Here is a 19379-nt window from a genome sequence, read left to right on the forward strand (position 1 = left end):
CCCGTTTCACCCGGCGTTCGCGCCCAGTTCGAACCACACCGACTTCCCGACCCCGTGCGCGCACACGCCCCAGGCGTCCGCGAGGGACTGCACCAGGACCAGGCCCCGGCCGCCTGTGTCGTCGTCGCCGGCCGGCACCCGGGGCCTGGGCCTGCGGGTGACGAAGTCCCGTACCTCCACGCGCAGTCCGCGCGGTGACACGGTGGCCGTCAGGACGGCGTCGTCGTCGGTGTGCACCAGCGCATTGGTGAGCAGCTCGCTCGCGAGCAGCTCCGCGACCTCCGACGTGCCGGGTCTGCCCCAGTGGCGCAGCAGTTCGCGCAGTGCCCGGCGCGTCTCGGGCACCGCCTTCAGGTCGGCCCTCCCCAGCCTGCACCTGAGCTGGGGCGCCGAGTGCCGTTCCGTGAAGCCGTCCGCCTTTTCCTCCGCCGTCCGATCCGAGGAGGCCCCGACCGTCGCGGGACCGCCCCCTCGTGCCTGCCTCTTCATGTCCCCCGTCCGCGTGCCGATGTCGGTTCCCCTCCGGTCCGAACACGTTCATGGGGATCCTTGCCCCATGAAGCACGCGCCAGTCATGTCGGATCCGCGACGACCAGGTGTTCGGACAGCGACGGGCCAACTTGGCCGAAGTGCGACGCTTTCGGCGGCCGCCGCTCACCCTTCTCCTGCGAGGGTTCACGGCCGGGGCACGTTGCGCAGGTTGGAGCGGGCCATCTGCACCATCCGGCCGACACCACCGTCCAGCACCATCTTCGAGGCCGACAGCGCGAACCCGGTCACCATCTCGGCGCTGATCTTCGGCGGGATGGACAGGGCGTTGGGGTCGGTGACGATGTCCACGAGGGCCGGCCCCTTGTGCCGGAAGGCGTCCTTCAGTGCCCCGGCGAGCTCCTTGGGCTTCTCGACCCGGACGCCGTGGGCGCCGCAGGCGCGGGCGACGGCGGCGAAGTCGGGGTTCTTCATCCCCGTGCCGTAGGAGGGCAGACCCGCGACCATCATCTCCAACTCCACCATGCTCAGCGAGGAGTTGTTGAACAGCACGACCTTCACCGGCAGGTCGTACTGCACCAGGGTCAGGAAGTCCCCCATCAGCATGGCGAAGCCGCCGTCCCCGGACATGGAGATCACCTGACGGCGGCGGTCGGTGAACTGAGCGCCGATCGCCATGGGCAGCGCGTTGGCCATCGAGCCGTGCGAGAAGGAACCGATGATGCGGCGGCGGCCGTTGGGCGAGATGTAGCGAGCGCCCCAGACGTTGCACATCCCGGTGTCGATGGTGAACACGGCGTCGTCGGCGGCGACTTCGTCCAGGACGGCGGCCACGTACTCGGGGTGGATCGGGATGTGCTTGTCGACCTTCCTCGTGTACGCCTTGACGACCCCCTCCAGCGCGTCCGCGTGCTTCTTGAGCATCCGGTCGAGGAACCGGCGGTTCTTCTTCTCCTTCACCCGTGGGATGAGACAGCGCAGGGTCTCGCGCGCATCGCCCCACACGGCCAGGTCCAGCTTGGAGCGGCGGCCGAGGTTCTCCGGCCGGACGTCGACCTGGGCGATCCTCACATCGGTGGGCAGGAACGCGTTGTACGGGAAGTCGGTGCCGAGCAGGATCAGCAGGTCGCACTCGTGGGTGGCCTCGTAGGCGGCGCCGTAGCCGAGCAGTCCGCTCATGCCGACGTCGTACGGGTTGTCGTACTGGATGAACTCCTTGCCGCGCAGCGCGTGCCCGACCGGTGACTTGATCTTCCCGGCGAACTCCATCACCTCGGCGTGCGCGCCGGCCGTGCCGCTGCCGCAGAACAGGGTGACCCTCTCGGCCTCGTCGATCATGCGGACCAGCTTGTCGATCTCGGCGTCGCTGGGCCGGACGGTGGGGCGGGAGGTGACGATGGCGGTCTCGGCGGCCTTCTCGGGGGCGGGCTCGCCGGCGATGTCGCCGGGCAGTGCCACCACGCTGACGCCCCTGCGGCCGACCGCGTGCTGGATGGCGGTGTCCAGCAGCCGGGGCATCTGCCTCGGGCTGGAGATCAGCTCGCTGTAGTGGCTGCACTCCTGGAACAGCCGGTCGGGGTGCGTCTCCTGAAAATAACCGAGGCCGATCTCGCTGGAGGGGATGTGCGAGGCGAGGGCGAGGACCGGGGCCATGGAGCGGTGGGCGTCGTACAGGCCGTTGATGAGGTGCAGGTTGCCGGGCCCGCAGGAGCCGGCGCAGGCGGTCAGCCGGCCGGTGATCTGCGCCTCGGCGCCGGCCGCGAAGGCGGCGGTCTCCTCGTGGCGGACGTGGATCCAGTCGATGGCGGCGTTGCGGCGGACGGCGTCGACGACCGGGTTGAGGCTGTCCCCGACGACCCCGTACAGGCGTTTGACCCCGGCGCGGACGAGGATGTCGACGAACAGCTCTGCGACGTTTTGCTTGGCCATGGCTTTCGGATGCCCCTTCGGTCTCCGCGGATTCCTCTGCTCCGCCGGCTCCGCCAGGTTCTCTGGATCCATGAATTCACAGCCTGGGCGTTCACGCCTCCCGTACGGCCGCGGCCGTACGGTCGTCCGCGTACCCCTTGACCCGGACCTGGGCGTCCGCCAGAAACGCCGCGAGACCCGGCGGGGCGGGATCGGACCAGCGTCGTGCGAGGTGGGCGCACAGCTCGGGCTCGCCGCGCAGCGGGTCGGCCAGGCCGGCGGTGCACATCAGGAGCGTGTCACCCGACCGGGCCAGTGAGGCGCGGAAGCGGAAGGGTTCGCGGGGTGGCTCCGGGGGCGGGTCGTAGGGGCTCGGCGGGGTGGGGATGCCGAGGTCCATGGTGAGCCGGTCGCCCTCGGGGGTCTCGGGAGGCCGCGAGCCGAAACCGACCACGGGATGGCCGGGCGCCTTCGTCTCGGCGACCCGGGGTTCGATGTCGTGCCACTCGCCGTCGCGCAGCCGGAACAGTCCGCCCGCGCCGACGCCGAAGAAGACCCGGGCCCGGCACTCGGGGTCGGCGGGCAGGAGCAGGCAGCGCAGGGTGGCCGTGTACTCCTCCGGGTCGATGCCCTGTTCGGCGGCGCCGGCGCGGAGTCTGCCGAGGCTGCGGTCGGTGAGCCGGTGCAGTCCCGACTTCAGGTCGCCGCGCCGGGCCGCCCGGATGTCCTCGGCGAGCCGCGCGTGACTGCGGCCCACGGCCCGCGCGATCCACTGGCACACCTCGGCGGCCGCGCGGTGCGAGCCCGGCATGGCCCGGGCCCCGGTGGCCATCGCGACGAGAACGAGCGCCTGCTCCCCCGCCCCGAACCGCGCGACGAGCAACGCGTCCCTCCGCGGCTCCCCCCGGTACCGCGCGGAATCCCCCCGAATCGAAACCGCCCGCAGAGTGCAGGCCCCGTAACCGGCCCCCTCCAACACGGTGTCCGGCACCAGTTCGTCGAGCTCGTCCGGATCAGCGAGCGGCAGGGCGGTGGGCTCGGCGTCGTAGGTGGGCGGGCGGGAGCCGACGTAGTCGACGGCGGGGGTGCCGCGGGGAACTCGCTGATCCGCGGGGGGCTCCGGGGGAACGGCGTCCTCCGGCTCCCCGGCCCGCGCACCGCCCGGGGCCCCGGCGGACGGGGACTCCGGAGGCAGTGCGGGGGCGGGGACGGCGGCGTCCAGGGGCGCGCCCGCGCCGAAGGCGGGCGTGTCACGGCTGCGGGGCGCCGGCTCGGCGGAGCCCGACGGCTGGGGCAGCGCATCAGCGCCCGGCAGGTGGGCGGAGCCCGACACCGGCGCCGCGTCGGCCGCCCCCTCGACGGGCCCGGACGGCCAAGGCGACGGCTCGGGGTCTGGGGGTGGGGCGTTCCCGGCAGCGGGGCCGGGCGGGGAGGTCACCGGTCCCGGGGGGCCCGCGGCCGAGGGGCCGGCGGACGGAGGTTCCGAGGGCAGCGGGGGCGCGGAGGGCGGCGCAGGCGTGGCCGGGGGCCGCGGGGACGCGGCGGCATCCAGGGGCGCGCCCGCGCCGAAGGCGGGCGTGTCACGGCTGCGGGGCGCCGGCTCATCCGAACGCGAAGCCGGCGGCGCGGGCTCGGCGGGGTCCGGCGGCCGAGGCGGCCCGGCGGAGTCCGATACCAGCGGTGCATCGGCCATCCCCTCGACGGGTCCCGAGGGCCAAGGCGACGGCTCGGGGTCTGGGGGTAGGGCGTTCCCGGCAGCGGGGCCGGGCGGGGAGGTCACCGGTCCCGGGGGGCCCGCGGCCGAGGGGCCCGCGGACGGAGGTCCGCTGACCGGGGGCCCCGCGGACGGAGGCCCCGCGACCGGGGGCCCGGCGGACGGGACATCCCCGGGCGCGCGGCGCCACCAGGCCGGGGCGGGGGGCGGCGGGCCTCCTGGGGGAGCCTCTGTCGCGGTGTCCGTGGGCTCGCTCTTCGGTGGCCCGGGGTTCGGATCCGCGTCCGGGGGCGGTGAGGGGACCGGCGGTTGCGGGGTGGGCGGGGTCAGGGTTTCGGTTGCCGAGGCGAAGCGGTCGTCCAGGGAGTCGGGTGCGGCCGTGGGGCCGGTGTCCTCGGTGGAGTCGTCGTACAACTGCCCCCACCAGTCGTCCTCGTGACCGGTGGACCTTCCCCCCTGCTGGCTCATGCCCCCAATTGTCCACCGCAAGGGCCGTATGAGAACGGGGCATCCGGAAAATCCGTCGCCGGGCGGCCCCACCCCCCACGGGAGAACCGCCCGGCGACACCGAGGTGACCCGGGCCCGGGTCACGGTCTGGACGGCCGAAACGCCGCCGTCGGGCGCGCCCCGCGAGTGACCGCGGGCCAGTCCGCCCGGCGCCCGATCCGCCGACGCGGGCCGCGCGTTCGCGCAGGCCACGCCCACGACCGGGCATCGGTGCTTCCCTTGCGCCACCTTGTCAGAGTGGCGGGGGGTACAGCGATGATGTGCCGCGGCGGGTTTGCGCCTTGGCTGTTTTCCGCCACGGCGGACACACCGCGGAACGGGTACCCGGGAATCCGCAAGGGGAGGAACAGCAGCTGATGCTGGCAGCGATAGGTCTGGACGAGACACACGAGTCGGCGTACCGGGCCCTGGTGTCCGTGGGCGCCGCCGAGGTGCCCGATCTCGCGCGGCGGCTGATGCTCGGTGAACAGGACACCGAGCGCGCCCTGCGCCGCCTGGAGCGGCACGGACTCGCGGCCCAGTCCTCGGCCCGGCCCGGCCGCTGGGTGGCCGCGCCGCCCGGTGTGGCGCTGGGCGCGCTGCTCACCCAGCAGCGGCACGAGCTGGAGAAGGCGGAACTGGCCGCCGCGCTGCTCGCCGAGGAGTACCGGGCGGCCGCCGCCGAGCCCGCCGTGCACGACCTGGTCGAGGTCGTCACCGGCGCCCCCGCGGTCGCGCAGCGCTTCCTGCAGCTCCAGCTGGGCGCGAGCGAGGAGGTGTGCGCCCTGGTCACGGGCAACCCGATCGCCGTCTCCGGTATGGAGAACCACGCCGAGGAGCAGGCGGCCTGCCGCGGGGTCCGCTACCGGGTGGTGCTCGAACGCGCCGTACTGGACCTGCCGGACGGCATCACGGAGCTGACCGCCGCACTCGGCCGCGACGAACAGGTGCGGGTCCTCGACACCGTACCGACCAAACTCGTGCTCGCCGACCGGACGCTCGCCATGGTGCCGCTCACCTCGCACACCACGGAGCCCACCGCGCTCGTCGTGCACGCCAGCGGCATGCTGGAGCTGTTGTACGGGCTGTTCGAGTCGGTGTGGCGGAACGCGCTGCCGCTGCGCCTCGGGGCGTCCGGTGTCACCGAGGATGCCCCGGACGGCCCCGACGCCACCGACCTGGAGGTGCTGTCCCTGCTCCTGGCCGGCCTGACCGACGCGAGCGTCGCCAAGCAGCTCGACCTGGGGCTGCGGACCGTACAGCGCCGGGTGAAGCGGCTGATGGAGCTGACCGGCGTGACCACCCGGCTGCAGCTGGGCTGGCACGCCTACGAGCGGGGCTGGGTGGCCCGGGACCGGCACGGCTGACCCGCGCCCGGCGCGCGGCCTCCCCCGCCCCCGCGCGGCGGCGGCCCGGCGGGACCGCCGCTTGCTGGAACCGGACACGACACCCGGGGACGGCCGGCGAGGCTAGCGCCACCGTCCCCGCTTGGCCTCCATCGCCGCCCGGCCCTCGGCGCCCTTGCGCTTCCAGTCACGTCTGATCTCCGCGCGCAGCCGCGCGTCGGTCTTGGCGACGATCCACTGGTTCTCGCGCATGAGCTTGCGGTAGCTCTCCAGCCGCCGCCGGGACAGTTCGCCGGCGTCGACGGCGGCCAGTACCGCGCACCCGGGCTCGCGGTGGTGCGCGCAGTCGTGGAACCGGCACCGCTCGGCCAGCTCCTCGATCTCGGAGAACACCTGCCCGACGCCGCTCTCGGCGTCCCACAGTCCGACTCCGCGCAGCCCGGGCGTGTCGATGAGTACGCCGCCGCCGGGCAGCGCGAGCAGGTTGCGGGTGGTGGTCGTGTGCCGGCCCTTGCCGTCGACGTCCCGTGCGGCCCGGACGTCCATCACGTCCTCGCCGAGCAGCGCGTTGGCGAGCGTGGACTTGCCGGCCCCGGACGGCCCGAGCAGCACGGACGTCCCGCCGGAGACGACGGCGGCGAGGGCGTCGAGCCCGTCCCCGGTCACCGCGCTGACCGGCAGCACCGGCACACCGGGTGCCGTCGTCCCCACGTCCTGGACGAGATACGCCAGTCCCGTCGCGTCCGGTACGAGGTCGGCCTTGGTCAGCACGACCAGCGGCTGCGCCCCGGACTCCCAGGCCAGTGCCAGGAACCGCTCGACACGGCCGAGGTCCAGCTCGACGGCCAGGGAGACGGCGACGATCGCGTGGTCGACGTTGGCGGCGAGGATCTGCCCCTCGGACCGCTTGGACGAGGTGGAGCGCACGAAGGCGGTGCGGCGCGGCAGCAGGGTGCGTACGTACCGGGGCTCGCCGGCCGGATCGGCCGCCACCCAGTCCCCCGTGCACACGACCTTCATCGGGTCACGGGGAACGACGAACTCCGTGTCGGCGCGCACGGTACCGGCCGGCGTGACGACATCACACAGCCCACGGTCGACGCGCAGGACACGCCCGGGCACGAGCCCCTGCCCGGCGTAGGGGGCGAACGCCGACTCCCAGCCCTCGTCCCAGCCGTACGGGGCGAGAGGGTGCGGCGAAGCGAAAAGCGAGGCGAGATTCAAGGGGAAACCCTTCACATGGGCGGCCCCGGCAACGCGCACAGGCAGCGTGCGCGAGTGGACGAGTCAGCCGAGGGCCACGGAGGTGGAGTGGATGAACTTCCGGATGCGGGCAGCGCCCATCACAGAGACAGCCATCGGTCACACCTCCTTCTCCTCGCTCGACCGACAGCGGCGACCGAACGGCCACCGCGAAGGACAGGACTGACCCTATGGGGGCCACATCTGCGGACGCCACCGGTTTTCCCGGGAGGTAACCCAGCGTGAAGCTCTAGCTACGATTGCCGGATCAGGGTGTACGTCGGGGAGAATGCCACGGCGATGATGCCGTCCCAGCCTGCCGAGCCGGACCGTACCGGGTATCCGGAGTCCGCCGTGTCCGCCGTCTCCCCCTCCTACGCTCCCTTCGCGCACCTCACCGTCCGCAACACCGCTCTCTACCGACAGGTGATGGGGACGTTCCTCGAGGCCAAGGAGCGGTTCGCGGTGCATCTGCGGCCCGAGGACGTGCACGCGGCGCTGCCGCCGGAGCACCGGCCCGCCGACCTGGACACCGTGGTCAAGGCGCTGGACAGCCTGGTCGAGTGGGGCAATCTGCGGGCCGACCCGGACACCTCACGGGTCACGGCGGTCGAGGACTTCTACCGCAAGCGCTTCATCTACCAGCTCACACGGGCCGGTGAAGCCGCCGAGCAGGCGCTGTCGGCCTACGACGAAGCACTCGGGCGGCGCGGCGCGCTGCAGGCCGTGGCGCTGCACGACATCGTCACCCAGCTGCGGGCCCTGCTGGCGCTCGCCGCCGGGGACGAGCCGGACGCGGCCAAGGCGCACCTGGCCCTGTCCGCGCTCACGAGCCGGTTCGAGGCGCTGGCCGAGAACGCGCGGGCGTTCATGGGGTCGCTGCAGCGCACCATCGACCTGCACGGCGTTCAGGTCGAGGTGTTCCTCGCCTACAAGGACCGGCTGATCCAGTACCTGGAGCGGTTCATCCAGGACCTGATCACCCTGGGCGGGCGCATCGCCGTACTCATCGGCGAGCTGGAGGAGCGGGGCCGGGCCGATGTGCTGCTGCGGCTGGCAGCGGCCCGGGAGGCGGCCGACGCCGCTCCGGACGAGGCCGAGACCGCCGAGGCACAGGCCTACGCGCGGTGGGCGGGACGCTGGGCCGGACTCGCCGCCTGGTTCGTCTCCGCGGACGGCCGCGAGTCGCAGGCCCGCCTGCTGCGCGGACGTGCCCTCGGAGCGATCCCCCAGCTCCTGGCGGTCGTACGGCAGTTGAACGAGCGGCGGGCCGGGCGCTCGGACCGGTCCGCGGACTTCCGCGCTCTGGCCCGCTGGTTCGCCGAGGCCCCCGACGACGAGGCGCGGCACCGGCTGTGGCGCGCCGCTTTCGGCCTCTACCCCGCCCGCCATCTCACCGTGGACGCCGACACCCTCGCCGAGCGCGCGGCCCGTCCGGTGGCCGCGTCCACGCCGTGGGCCGAGGCCGAACCGCTGCGGATCAGCCCGCAGCTGCGCCGCACCGGAAGCTACGAGCGGCGCGGCAAGGCGCGCAGGGTGCGGGACCGGTCCGACGAGCGGCGGCGGCTGTCCGAGATCGCCACCCGGCAGGCGGAGGAGATCGCGGCCGCCCGCACCCGACTGGCGACCGACGGCACCACCCGGCTGTCCGCGCTCCAGGAACTCGACCCGGTGGCCTTCGGCCTGTTCCTGCGACTGCTCGGCGACGCCCTGGCCACCTGGCGGCCCGGCATGACGACGACCGTGGCCACCAGCAACGACGGCACGATGGAGATCCGGCTCACCGCCCTGCCGGACGGTACGGCGGCCGAGATCCGCACGCCGGGCGGGGTGTTCCGCGGCCCCGACCACACGGTGGAGATCACCGACCTCACCCTGACCCGCCGGATGCGCGCGGACGGCACCCCGGTGCGGGAGGAGCGATGACCACACCCCTGGGCGAGGTCCTGGACGGCCGGCGCACGGCCGAGCTCCACAAGGCCGCCCGTGCCCTGCTGAGCGAACCGCTGCTGCTCGCCCACGGCCCGCACGCCGACGCGTTCCGCCTGGTACGGCAGCACGCCGCCGAACTGCGTGACTGGTTCGACCGCAACACCGGCTGGTCGCTGCGCGTGGACGCGGAGGCCGCCCGGCTGCGCAAGACGCCCGGCACCCTGGCCGATCCGACCCATCCGGCGCGCGAGGCGTCCCGCTCCGGTGCGCCGCTGACGCGTCGCCGCTATGTGCTGCTGTGTCTGGCGCTGGCCGCGCTGGAACGCGGGGAGGCGCAGATCGCCCTCGGCCGCCTGGCCGAGCAGGTGGTGCTCGACGCCGCCGATCCGCAGCTGGCCGCCGCCGGTGTGGAGTTCACGCTCGAGCGGCGCGACGAGCGCCTGGACCTCGCCGCGGTGGTGCGGCTGCTGCTGCGGTACGGGGTGCTGCGGCGGGTGGCCGGGGACGAGGACGCGTACGTCAGCGGGGCGGGCGACGCACTGTACGACGTTCAGCGCCGCGTCCTGGCCGGACTGCTCGCCACCCGCCACGGCCCGTCGATGATCGCCGCCCGGGGCTTCGAGGAGCGGCTGACCGAACTCACCGCGGAGAGCGCCCTGGACAGCGACGAACTGCGGTTCCGCGCGATCCGCCAGATGCTGACCCGCCGCCTCCTGGACGACCCGGTGCTCTACTACGACGAGCTGACCGACGAGGAGCTGGCCTACCTGACCCGGCAGCGCGCCTTCCTGACCGCCCGCGTCGGCGAACTGACCGGACTGGTCGCGGAGGTACGGGCCGAGGGCATCGCCATGGTCGACCCCCTGGACGACCTCACCGACGTACGCATGCCCGAGCAGGGCACCCACGGGCACGTCACCCTGCTGCTCGCCGAGCGCCTCGCCGCCGCGGGCGGGGAGGTGGGCCGCGGCGAGCTGGAACGCCATGTGCGGGAACTGGCCTCTGTACACGGCGGGTTCTGGTCCAAGAGCGCCAAACAGCCAGGCACCGAAGGGGAATTGGTCGAGCAGGCGCTGATCAAGCTGACCGCGCTCGGGCTGGTGGCCCGCACCGCCGAAGGCGTGGTCCCGCTGCCCGCGCTGGCGCGGTACGCGGTCGGCGAGACCGTCGTCCTGGAGCCGGGAGCCCGCGGCCCGCGCAAAACCCGTACCGCCGAGCGAAAGGCACCGCAGCAGTGACCGCCCTGCCCGTCCCCGCGCCCGGCCGGTGGCGGCCGCTGCGCATCGGCCTGGTCGACCTCTTCCACTACGACACGGAGGAGTTCTGGTTCCGCGACGGCCGCCTGCTGCTGCGCGGCAACAACGGCACCGGCAAGTCCAAGGTCCTCGCCCTCACCCTGCCCTTCCTCCTGGACGGCGACCTGTCCGCCCGCCGGGTGGAACCCGACGCCGACCCGGGCAAGCGGATGGAGTGGAACCTGCTGCTCGGCGGTGAGCACCCGTACCCCGAGCGGCTCGGCTACACCTGGATCGAGTTCGGGCGGATCGACGAGGACACCGGGCAGGCCCGTTTCCGCACGCTCGCCTGCGGGTTGAAGGCGGTCGCGGGCCGCGGCATCGCCCGCCACTGGTACGCGGTCACCGACCAGCGGATCGGCGCGGAGCTGAGCCTGCTCGACGCGACCGGCACCGCGCTGTCGCGGGACCGGCTCGCGGAGGCCGTCGCCGGACGCGGCATGGTGTACGACACGGCCACGGCCTACCGCAGGGCGGTCGACGAGGCCCTGTTCGGCCTCGGCGAGCGGCGCTACGCCGCCCTGGTCGACCTGCTCGTCCAGCTGCGCCAGCCGCAGCTGTCGAAGCGGCCCAACGAGACGGCGCTGTCCCGGGCGCTGACCGAGGCGCTGCCGCCGATGGACCAGGCGGTGATCGCCGACGTGGCCGAGGCGTTCCGGTCCCTGGACGAGGAGAAGGAGGAGCTGCGGGCGGCCGCGGAGGCGGAGCGGGCCGCCTCCGCGTTCCTGGACCACTACCGCCGCTACGCCCGCGTGGCCACCAGGCGCCGGGCCCGGCTGCCGCGCAGCGAGCACGCCCGCTACGAGCAGCTGCACCGCGATCTCGCCCAGGCCCGGACCGAGCGGGAGGAGGCCGAGGCGGACCGGGCGGCGGCCACCGAGCGGATCGCGCGGCTGGAGGAGTCGGCAACGCGGCTGAAGGCGCACGAGGCGGCGCTGCGCGAGGGTCCCGAGATGCGCGACGCCCGGGAACTCGAGCAGGCCGCCGCCGACGCGCGCCGCAGCGCCGAGGAGCTGGCGCGCGCCGAGGCGGACCGGAAGCAGGCGGCCCAGGCGCACACCCGGACGCTGGGTCGCCTGGAGGCGGCCGGACGACGCCTGTCGGCGGCCGAGGAGCAGGTCGCGGACATGCTCGTCCGCGAACGGGAGGCGGCGGCCGCCGCCCGGCTCGGTGACGAGCTGCGCACCGACGGCGCGCCGGAGGCCGAACTGCGGCGTGCCGCCGAGGAGTCGGTGACTCGCAGGCGGCGCACCATCGAGCATGTGGAGGCACTGGCGGCCCGCGCCGACCAGGCCGCCGGCGAGCGCCGGGCCGGCGCCCGTCGTCTGGACGAGGCCGAGACCGACGTCGGTCACACCACCGTGCGGCAGGCCGAGGCGGAGGAGGCGGCAGCCGCGGCGGGCCGGGACCTCGTGGCCCGGGTACGCGCCCACCTGGACACCTGTGAGGAGCTGTCCGTCGCCGACCCCACCGGGCTGCTGGACGGCCTGCAGGACTGGACGACGCACCTTCAGGGCCGCTACCCGGCACGTGAACAGGCCGCCGAGGCGCATCGCGCACAGACGGCGCTGCTGGCCGACCGGGCGGCCGCTCTCGGGCAGGAACTGGCCGGACTCCGGGCCCGGCACACCGAGGCCGAGCGGGAGCTCGCCGAGCTGGAGGCGGGCGGCCAGCGCGGTCCCACCGAGCCCCACACCCGCACGCCCGGGGTGCGTGAACAAGCAGCCGGGGCACCCCTGTGGCGGCTGATCGACTTCCGCGACCATGTCGGAGCCGGCGAACGGGCGGGACTGGAGGCGGCGTTGGAGGCGTCCGGGCTGCTGGACGCCTGGGTGCGCCCGGACGGCACCGCCGTGCACGCCGACGGACACGATCTGCTGTTGTCTCCGTTGCCGCCCGGCACCCCGCTGCCCGGCCCGACGCTCACCGACGTGCTGCGCCCGGCCGTCGACCACGGCGACGCGCGAGCCGCGGCGGTGGGCGAGCCGACGGTGGCCCGGCTGCTGGCCGCCATCGGGCTCGACCGGGGCGGGGACGCCTCGGCCCCGGTCGCCACGGGCGCCGGCCGCGACACCTGGGTGGCGGCGGACGGCCGCTTCCGCGTCGGCACGCTCACCGGCAGCTGGTCGAAGCCGGCGGCCGTGTACGTGGGCGAGGGCGCCCGCGAGGAGGCGCGACGAGCCCGCATGACCGCTCTGCGTACCGAACTCGACACCCTGGCCGGCGACATGGCCCGCTGGGAGGCCGAACGCACCTCGGTGGCCGGGCGCCGCCACACCCTGGACGCCGAGCTGGCCGCCGTCCCCGACGACGCCGCCCTGCGTCACGCCCACGCACTCGCCGCCGCGGCGGCGGACGCCGCCCACCGGGCCCGTACCCGCCGCGACGAACGCTCCGCCGAACTGGCGGAGGCGGTCCGGCAGGAAGCCGAGGCTACCGGCGAACTCACCGAGACCGCCGCCGCGTTGAACCTGCCGGCCGACCAGGCGGGCCTGGCCGCCGTACGCCAGGCCCTGGCCGACCACGCCGCCGTCCTCGCCGCCCTGTGGCCCGCCCTGCGCGAGCGTGCCGACGCGACGCGCTCGCTCGCCGAGGAGCGCGCGGAAGCGGAGCAGGCCGGTGAAAGGGTCGCCGAACTGGCCCTGCGGGCAGAGGAGTCGAGCCGTCTCGCGGTCGCTGCCGACGAGCGCCACGCCACCCTGCGCTCCACCGTCGGCGCCGCGGTCGCGGAGCTCGAGCGGCGCCTCGCCGAGACCTCCGACGCGCTGGCGGCCTGCGACCGCGACCAGCGCCGGGCACGCGAGGACCACACGGCCGCCGACCGGCGCGCCCACCTGGCTCAGGGGCACATCGAACGACTGGAGGTGGACGTCCGTGAGGCGACCGCGTCCCGTGCCGAGGCCGTCGCCGCCCTCCAGCGGTTCGCGGCCACCGGTCTGCTCGCCGTAGCCCTGCCCGAGGCGGCGGTTCCACCGTTGGAGTCCGGCCCCTGGGCCGCCACCCCGGCCGTCGCGCTCGCCCGCTCCCTCGAGGCCGAACTGTCCGGCACCGACGACTCCGACGGCGCCTGGGAGCGGGTGCAGAAGCGGCTGAGCGAGGAGTACAAGAAGCTCCAGGACGCGCTGTCCCGGGGCGGCCACAGCGCCACCGCCCGCATGGTGGAGGACGGCATGGTCGTCGAGATCGTCTACCAGGGCCGCGAGCGGGCCGTGCCCGAGCTCGCCGAGGCGCTCGCCGCGGAAGTGGCCGAGCTGACGCGCATCCTGTCCGCGCACGAGCGCGAGATCCTCGAGACGCACCTGCTGACCGAGGTCGCCGGCACCCTGCAGGAGCTGATCGGCGCCGCCGAGCGCCAGGTGCGCGCCATGAACGCCGAACTGCAGGAGCGGCCCACTTCCACCGGCATGAGGCTGCGCCTGGTGTGGCGTCCCTCGCGCAAGGCGCCGGCCGGTCTGGCCCAGGCCCGCGAGCGGCTGCGGCAGTCCGCCGACGCCTGGACGCCCGAGGACCGGGCCGCGGTCGGCGAGTTCCTGCAGGCCGAGATCGGCCGCCGGCAGTCCGACGACCGGGCGGGCAGCTGGCTGGAGGTGCTCACCGCCGCGCTCGACCACCGCGCCTGGCACGAGTTCGGCATCGAACGCCACCAGCACGGCAAGTGGGTACCGGCCACCGGGCCCGCCTCCGGCGGCGAGCGCGTGCTGGCGGTGAGCGTGCCGCTGTTCGCCGCGGCCTCCTCGCACTACGCCACGGCCGCCCCGCACGCCCCGCGCCTGGTCACGCTGGACGAGGCCTTCGCCGGTGTCGACGACGACTCCCGTGCCAAGTGCCTGGGGCTGCTGCACGCCTTCGACCTGGACGTGGTGATGACCAGCGAACGCGAATGGGCCTGCTACCCGCAGGTCCCCGGCATCGCCATCGCCCAGCTCTCCCGCGTCGACGAGATCCCCGCGGTCCTGGTGACCCGCTGGGAATGGGACGGCACCGAACGGACGCGCGGCACCGAACCCGCCCACCGGCTGACGAACGTCCCCGCACGGACCGCCGAGGCCGTCCCCGCGGGGCCTGTCCGGCGGATCGGCCCGGCTCCGGACCACGGGGCCCATCAGCCTGGGTGAACAGGAGCTGCACGCAGCCGCAAGGCGAAGGCCGCCGCGTGGAAGACCATCCCGTCGTGGTTCTTCGTCGCCCGGCAGGACAAGGCGATCTCCCCGGAGCCGGAACGGTTCGAGGCGAAACGGGCCGGCTTCCGCACCGTGGATCTCCCGCACCGTGGATGCGGACGTCTCGGTCGAAGCAGCCGCGGACGGGACCGCGAGCCGGGTGACTCGACGGTCAGCGGTTACTTCGGGTCGCGGTTGAACTTCGAGGTCGACCAGAAGTAGCCGAGCACCGCGAGACCCAGGCACCAGACGACGGCGAGCCACCCGTTGTGGCCGATCTCGCTGCCGAGCAGCAGGCCCCGCAGGGTTTCGATGGCGGGCGTGAACGGCTGGTACTCGGCGATCGGCTGGAACCAGCCGGGCATGGAGTCGACCGGGGTGAAGGCGCTGGAGAGGAGCGGCAGCAGGATCAGCGGCATCGCGTTGTTGCTGGCGGCCTCGGCGTTCGGGCTGACCAGGCCCATGCCGACCGCGATCCAGGTGAGCGCCGTGGCGAAGAGCACGAGCAGCCCGAACGCCGCCAGCCACTCCAGGGCGGTTGCGTCCGTGGACCGGAAGCCGATGGCCACGGCGACGGCGCCCACGAGGACCACGCTCATGATCGACTGCAGCACGCTGCCGACGACGTGCCCGACGAGCACCGAAGGGCGGTGGATCGCCATCGTGCGGAAGCGGGCGATGATGCCTTCTGTCATGTCGTTGGAGACGGACACCGCGGTTCCGACCACGGTGCTGCCGATGGTCATCAGCAGTAAGCCCGGGACGACATACGCGATGTATGCGGAGCGGTCCGGACCGCCGCGGCCGATGCCCGAGCTCATCGTGTCGCCGAAGATGTAGACGAAGAGCAACAGCAACATGATCGGGGTGAGCAGCAGGTTCAGAGTGAGGGATGGATAGCGCCACGCGTGCAGGAGGTTGCGGCGCAGCATCGTGGACGAGTCGCGTACGGCGAGGGAGAAGGGGCTCATCGGACGGTCTCCTTGGACTGGTTGGGGACGCCGGTGCCGCCGGTCAGGGCGAAGAACACGTCGTCGAGGTCGGGGGTGTGCACGGTCAGCTCGTCCGCCTCGATGCCGGCCGAGTCCAGCCAGTCGAGGATGGAGCGCAGCTCGCGCTGGCTGCCGTCGCTGGGGATCCGCAGCGCCAGTGCCTCGTCGTCCCTGGTGACCTCGCGCAGGGCGAGGGCGGCGCTCTGGTACGCGGCCGGGTCGGCGAAGCGCAGCCGCACGTGTCCGCCGGGGACCAGCCGTTTCAGCTCCTCGGCGGTGCCCTCGGCGGCGATCTTGCCGTCGTTGAGCACGGCGATACGGTCGGCGAGCTCGTCGGCCTCCTCCAGGTACTGGGTGGTGAGGAAGACCGTGACGCCGTCGGAGACCAGCTCACGGATGATCTGCCACATGTTGTGCCGGGAGCGCGGGTCGAGGCCGGTGGTCGGCTCGTCGAGAAAGATGATCCGCGGGTTGCCGACCAGCGTCATGGCGATGTCCAGACGGCGCTTCATGCCGCCGGAGTAGGTGGAGGCGGGCCTCTTCGCCGCCTCGACCAGGTCGAAGCGTTCCAGCAGCTCGGCGGCGGTGCGCCGCCCCTCGCTGCGTGAGAGGTGGTGCAGGTCCGCCATGAGGAGCATGTTCTCCTCGCCGGTGATCAGGCCGTCGACGGCGGAGAACTGGCCGGTGACGCCGATCGCGGCGCGCACCGCCTGGGGGTCGGCGGCCAGGTTGTGGCCGCCGATGTGGAGGGCGCCGGTGCCCGGGTCGGCGGAGATGAGGGTGGAGAGGATCTTCACGGCGGTGGTCTTGCCGGCGCCGTTCGGTCCGAGCAGGGAGAAGGTCGTTCCTTCCGGGACGGCCAGGTCGACGCCGTCGAGCACGACCTTGTCGCCGTAGGACTTGCGCAGCCCGTTCGCCGCGATGGCCAGGTTGGTCATGAGGGGCGCTCCTTCAGAGGCTGCGGGCGTCGATGTCGCCGTAGTCGGTGGTCGCGTGGATGTTCAGGTCGGCGGCGCCGTCGGCGTTCTTGAGCGCGTTGTGAATCCGGCCGTAGCCGGTGCCGGCGTCCAGGGAGGCGGAAACTCCGGCGGCGGCGCCGACCGACACATCGCCCATCTGGGTGCGCAGCACGACCGCGCCGCGCACGGCCTCGGCGATCCGGATGTCGCCCTGTCCGGTGCTGATCTCCGCGGGGCCGCCCAGGCGGCCGACCGAGACAGCACCGCCAGAGGTGGTGGAGCGGACGCTCGCGGCCTCGTCGATCTTGATCGCGCCCTGCGCGCCCTCGAAGACGACGTCGCCGAACCGTCCGACGCCCCGGAGTTCGGCACAGGACGACTTCACCTCGACGCGGGAACCGGCGGGCAGCTGGACCGTGACCTCGAGGGATCCGGAAGCGCCGAGGATCCGGTTCTTCGCCGCCGGGGCCTCGATCCGCAGGACGCCGTCGCTGTATGCGATCTCGATCCGCTCCGCCACCTTCACGTCGCGGCCCTTCGAGGCGTCCGCGGGCAGGACCTCGACCGTGGTGTCGGCCCGGTCGGCGGCGATGAACCGGATGCGTCCTGCGGGGATGTCGAGGACGGCGGTCACCGGGGCGGGGGTGTCGAACTTCTGCATCGTGCTCTCCTTCGGCCCATTGTTCCTGACGACGGAAACGCTACGTTGCATTCAAAGATCCGGCAACACAATCGTTGCACGTAGGCATCATAATTGCAGTTCAGAGCCAATAAATCGTTGCAATAATATTGAGCGTAATGCAACAAACCCACCTCTGTTCGTTGCAATGGGTTGCGAGTGAACACTATGCTGGAGACACCAAAGACCATGAAGGGAGATCGCGATGCCGGGAGGCAGGCTCACCCAGCAGGAACGCCAGCAGATCGCGCTGGGGCTGGCCGACGGGCTCGCCTACGCCGAGATCGCCAGACGCCTCGACCGCCCGACCTCGACGATCACGCGTGAGGTGATGCGCAACGGCGGCCCCACTGCCTACCGTGCCGACCTGGCCCACCGCGCCACCGAACGCCGCGCCCACCGTCGCAGGCGGGCGGCGCCCCGAGGGCCGCAGGCGCCTTCGCAGGCCCACGGACGCGACGCCGAGGCCGTGCGCGAGTACGAGGAGACGCTCACCACCGTCTTCATGCAGTCGGGTACGCCCAAGATGATGGCCCGGGTGCTGGCCTGCCTCTGCATCAGCAACGCGGGCAGCCTGACCGCGTCCGAACTCGTCCAGCGGCTCCAGGTCAGCCCGGCGTCCGTCTCCAAAGCGATCACGTTCCTCGAGAGCCAGGGCCTCGTCCGCCGGGAACGCGACGAACGCCGCGAGCGCTACGTCGTCGACGACGACGTCTGGTACCAATCCATGATGGCCAGCGCCCGCGGCACCGCCCAGGTCGCCGAGACCGCACGGCAGGGCGTCGGCATCCTCGGCCCCGACACCCCGGCCGCCGCCCGCCTCGAGAACATCGCCCGCTTCCTCGACTTCGTCTCCGAAAGCATCACCCGCGCCGCGGACCAGGCCCGCGATGTCCTCCACACGAAACCCGCAACAACCTCAGGCGGCACTGCCAAGCCAAGTTCGGACTGTGGATAGACAGCCGCCTTGATGGTCACAGCCAGTGGTGCCCGCGCGGATCCTTCAACCTGAGCCGGCCGCAGGTCGAACCGGGCGTCCATGTCCGGACGGAAGGCGCCGTAGGGGTTCACGTCCGATCGGAAGAGTCCGGTCGGCCCACGCCGGTCCTCGTCCGTCAGCCGCGATGCCCACGTCGGCTCGGACAGGACCTGCTGCAGCAGCGTGTTGACGTGCACGAGGCTGGACTGCAGGAGGTGCAGGGGATCAAGGCGCCGGAATCCGCAGGTGGGGGACGGTCGGCTCCGCCGGATCGAGTGCCCGGCCCGTCTCAACGGGACCCTTCGCGGACTGCCGCTCCCCGGAGAGCACCACGGACCTCGTACCGGAACGCGAAGGGCCTGATCGCCTGCACCACGTCGTGGCACACGCCCCCGGCGCCCGGCCGGGAGGCACATATTCCCCTCTGAAAAGGGAGGGCATCTCGGACTCCAGTGTTCACATGCCGCTCATTTGAGTGCGCGAGTGACATTCGCCTGCCGAATGCTCACACTTTCAGCAGATAGATGCCATGAGCCCCCGGCAGATCGCGTCCCACCGGACGGTGCAGCCGATCAAGTATGGGCATGCACAGATCACCGCCACGTCGACGCGGTGCAGGGGCCGCCCATGGCGCCGACGGCAGGTCAGCCGCACGCGGTGCGGGGTCGTTGTCTCACGAAATGGCCGACGTGCGGCTTACCGGAACACGTCGCGCAAGGCACTCACACCACGAGGCGGTACACGACCTTCCGCCCCTGCGGGGCCGCCGGGGAAGGCCCCGTCGCAGGCCCCGACGGCTGTACGCCGACCGCGGGCAGTCCCACGGCTCCGGCCTGGACATCTACAACCACCACCGCGGACACACCGCGCTGAAGGGTCAACCACCCGCCGGCCGTGTCCCCAACCTCACAGGGCAGTACAGCCAGGACTCCGGGGCCTACTACGACCGCCGGCGCGCCCGCGGCAAGCCCCACGCCCAGGCACTCCTCCGCCTCGTCCGCCACCGCATCAGCGTCCTGTTCGCCATGCTCCGCGACGGCACCTTCTACGAATCACGCGTCCCCGAAGCAGCCGTCGCGTGACCAGCCCGGGCTTGACGAAGGACATGGAGGCACCCCCGCCCAGCAAGACCCCGAGGACACGGGCCCGCGATTCCGGCATGATCGGCCGGACAGGTTCTCGGTGCCGCGGGCACGC

Annotated in this window: 12 protein-coding genes and 2 pseudogenes; 7 read left to right on the forward strand and 7 right to left on the reverse strand. The window is 73.1% G+C overall.

The window, feature by feature from the left end; all coding sequences use genetic code 11:
* Window positions 1-6: 6 nt before the first annotated feature.
* The 3 genes from ACX25U_RS07515 to ACX25U_RS07525 all read right to left on the reverse strand — a co-directional run bounded on the left by ACX25U_RS07515 (window position 7) and on the right by ACX25U_RS07525 (window position 3730).
* On the reverse strand, window positions 7-489 hold the full coding sequence (locus ACX25U_RS07515; RefSeq protein ID WP_454389841.1) for an ATP-binding protein: 483 nt from the start codon (window positions 487-489) through the stop codon (window positions 7-9).
* A gap of 186 nt (window positions 490-675) precedes the next feature.
* Entirely contained in the window at window positions 676-2418 is a 1743-nt protein-coding gene (locus tag ACX25U_RS07520; protein WP_454389843.1) for a pyruvate dehydrogenase, read from the reverse strand.
* Window positions 2419-2509: 91 nt separating this feature from the next.
* Window positions 2510-3730, reverse strand: coding sequence for a protein phosphatase 2C domain-containing protein (locus tag ACX25U_RS07525; protein WP_454389845.1), 1221 nt, complete (start codon window positions 3728-3730; stop codon window positions 2510-2512).
* Between the two features lie 1245 nt (window positions 3731-4975).
* Here ACX25U_RS07525 and ACX25U_RS07530 point away from each other — a divergent pair.
* A complete protein-coding gene (locus ACX25U_RS07530) occupies window positions 4976-5965 on the forward strand; it encodes a helix-turn-helix domain-containing protein (RefSeq protein ID WP_454389847.1) in 990 nt (329 codons plus the stop codon).
* A gap of 102 nt (window positions 5966-6067) precedes the next feature.
* Here ACX25U_RS07530 and rsgA read toward each other — a convergent pair whose 3' ends face one another.
* Window positions 6068-7183, reverse strand: a complete 1116-nt coding sequence (gene rsgA, locus ACX25U_RS07535; protein ID WP_454394151.1) for a ribosome small subunit-dependent GTPase A — start codon at window positions 7181-7183, stop codon at window positions 6068-6070.
* A gap of 303 nt (window positions 7184-7486) precedes the next feature.
* On the opposite strand from rsgA, the gene ACX25U_RS07540 reads away from it, so the two are divergent.
* The 3 genes from ACX25U_RS07540 to ACX25U_RS07550 are packed head-to-tail and all read left to right on the forward strand — an operon-like array spanning window position 7487 to window position 14528.
* Window positions 7487-9112 (forward strand): TIGR02677 family protein, encoded by a 1626-nt coding sequence (locus ACX25U_RS07540; protein ID WP_454389849.1) that lies wholly within the window; start codon window positions 7487-7489, stop codon window positions 9110-9112.
* Window positions 9109-10356, forward strand: a complete 1248-nt coding sequence (locus ACX25U_RS07545) for a TIGR02678 family protein (protein WP_454389851.1) — start codon at window positions 9109-9111, stop codon at window positions 10354-10356. Before ACX25U_RS07540 ends, ACX25U_RS07545 begins: the two co-directional genes overlap by 4 nt.
* Window positions 10353-14528 (forward strand): TIGR02680 family protein, encoded by a 4176-nt coding sequence (locus ACX25U_RS07550; RefSeq protein ID WP_454389853.1) that lies wholly within the window; start codon window positions 10353-10355, stop codon window positions 14526-14528. Before ACX25U_RS07545 ends, ACX25U_RS07550 begins: the two co-directional genes overlap by 4 nt.
* Before the next feature lie 224 nt (window positions 14529-14752).
* On the opposite strand, the gene ACX25U_RS07555 is transcribed toward ACX25U_RS07550, so the two are convergent.
* The 3 genes from ACX25U_RS07555 to ACX25U_RS07565 are packed head-to-tail and all read right to left on the reverse strand — an operon-like array spanning window position 14753 to window position 17185.
* Window positions 14753-15544 (reverse strand): ABC transporter permease, encoded by a 792-nt coding sequence (locus ACX25U_RS07555; RefSeq protein ID WP_454389855.1) that lies wholly within the window; start codon window positions 15542-15544, stop codon window positions 14753-14755.
* On the reverse strand, window positions 15541-16503 hold the full coding sequence (locus ACX25U_RS07560) for an ATP-binding cassette domain-containing protein (RefSeq protein ID WP_454389857.1): 963 nt from the start codon (window positions 16501-16503) through the stop codon (window positions 15541-15543). The genes ACX25U_RS07555 and ACX25U_RS07560 overlap by 4 nt, the downstream gene beginning before the upstream one ends.
* 13 nt (window positions 16504-16516) lie before the next feature.
* Window positions 16517-17185 (reverse strand): DUF4097 family beta strand repeat-containing protein, encoded by a 669-nt coding sequence (locus ACX25U_RS07565; protein WP_454389859.1) that lies wholly within the window; start codon window positions 17183-17185, stop codon window positions 16517-16519.
* Window positions 17186-17408: 223 nt separating this feature from the next.
* Here ACX25U_RS07565 and ACX25U_RS07570 point away from each other — a divergent pair, with 223 nt between their 5' ends.
* From ACX25U_RS07570 to ACX25U_RS07580, 3 genes and pseudogenes are all read left to right on the forward strand, one after another.
* A complete protein-coding gene (locus ACX25U_RS07570) occupies window positions 17409-18161 on the forward strand; it encodes a helix-turn-helix domain-containing protein (RefSeq protein WP_454389861.1) in 753 nt (250 codons plus the stop codon).
* 815 nt (window positions 18162-18976) lie between these two features.
* Window positions 18977-19105, forward strand: a pseudogene (locus tag ACX25U_RS07575) (IS481 family transposase); the annotation flags it as partial.
* Between the two features lie 6 nt (window positions 19106-19111).
* Window positions 19112-19264: pseudogene (locus ACX25U_RS07580) on the forward strand (IS110 family transposase); the annotation flags it as partial.
* Window positions 19265-19379: the final 115 nt, after the last annotated feature.

Source organism: Streptomyces sp. JNUCC 63, assembly GCF_054366325.1.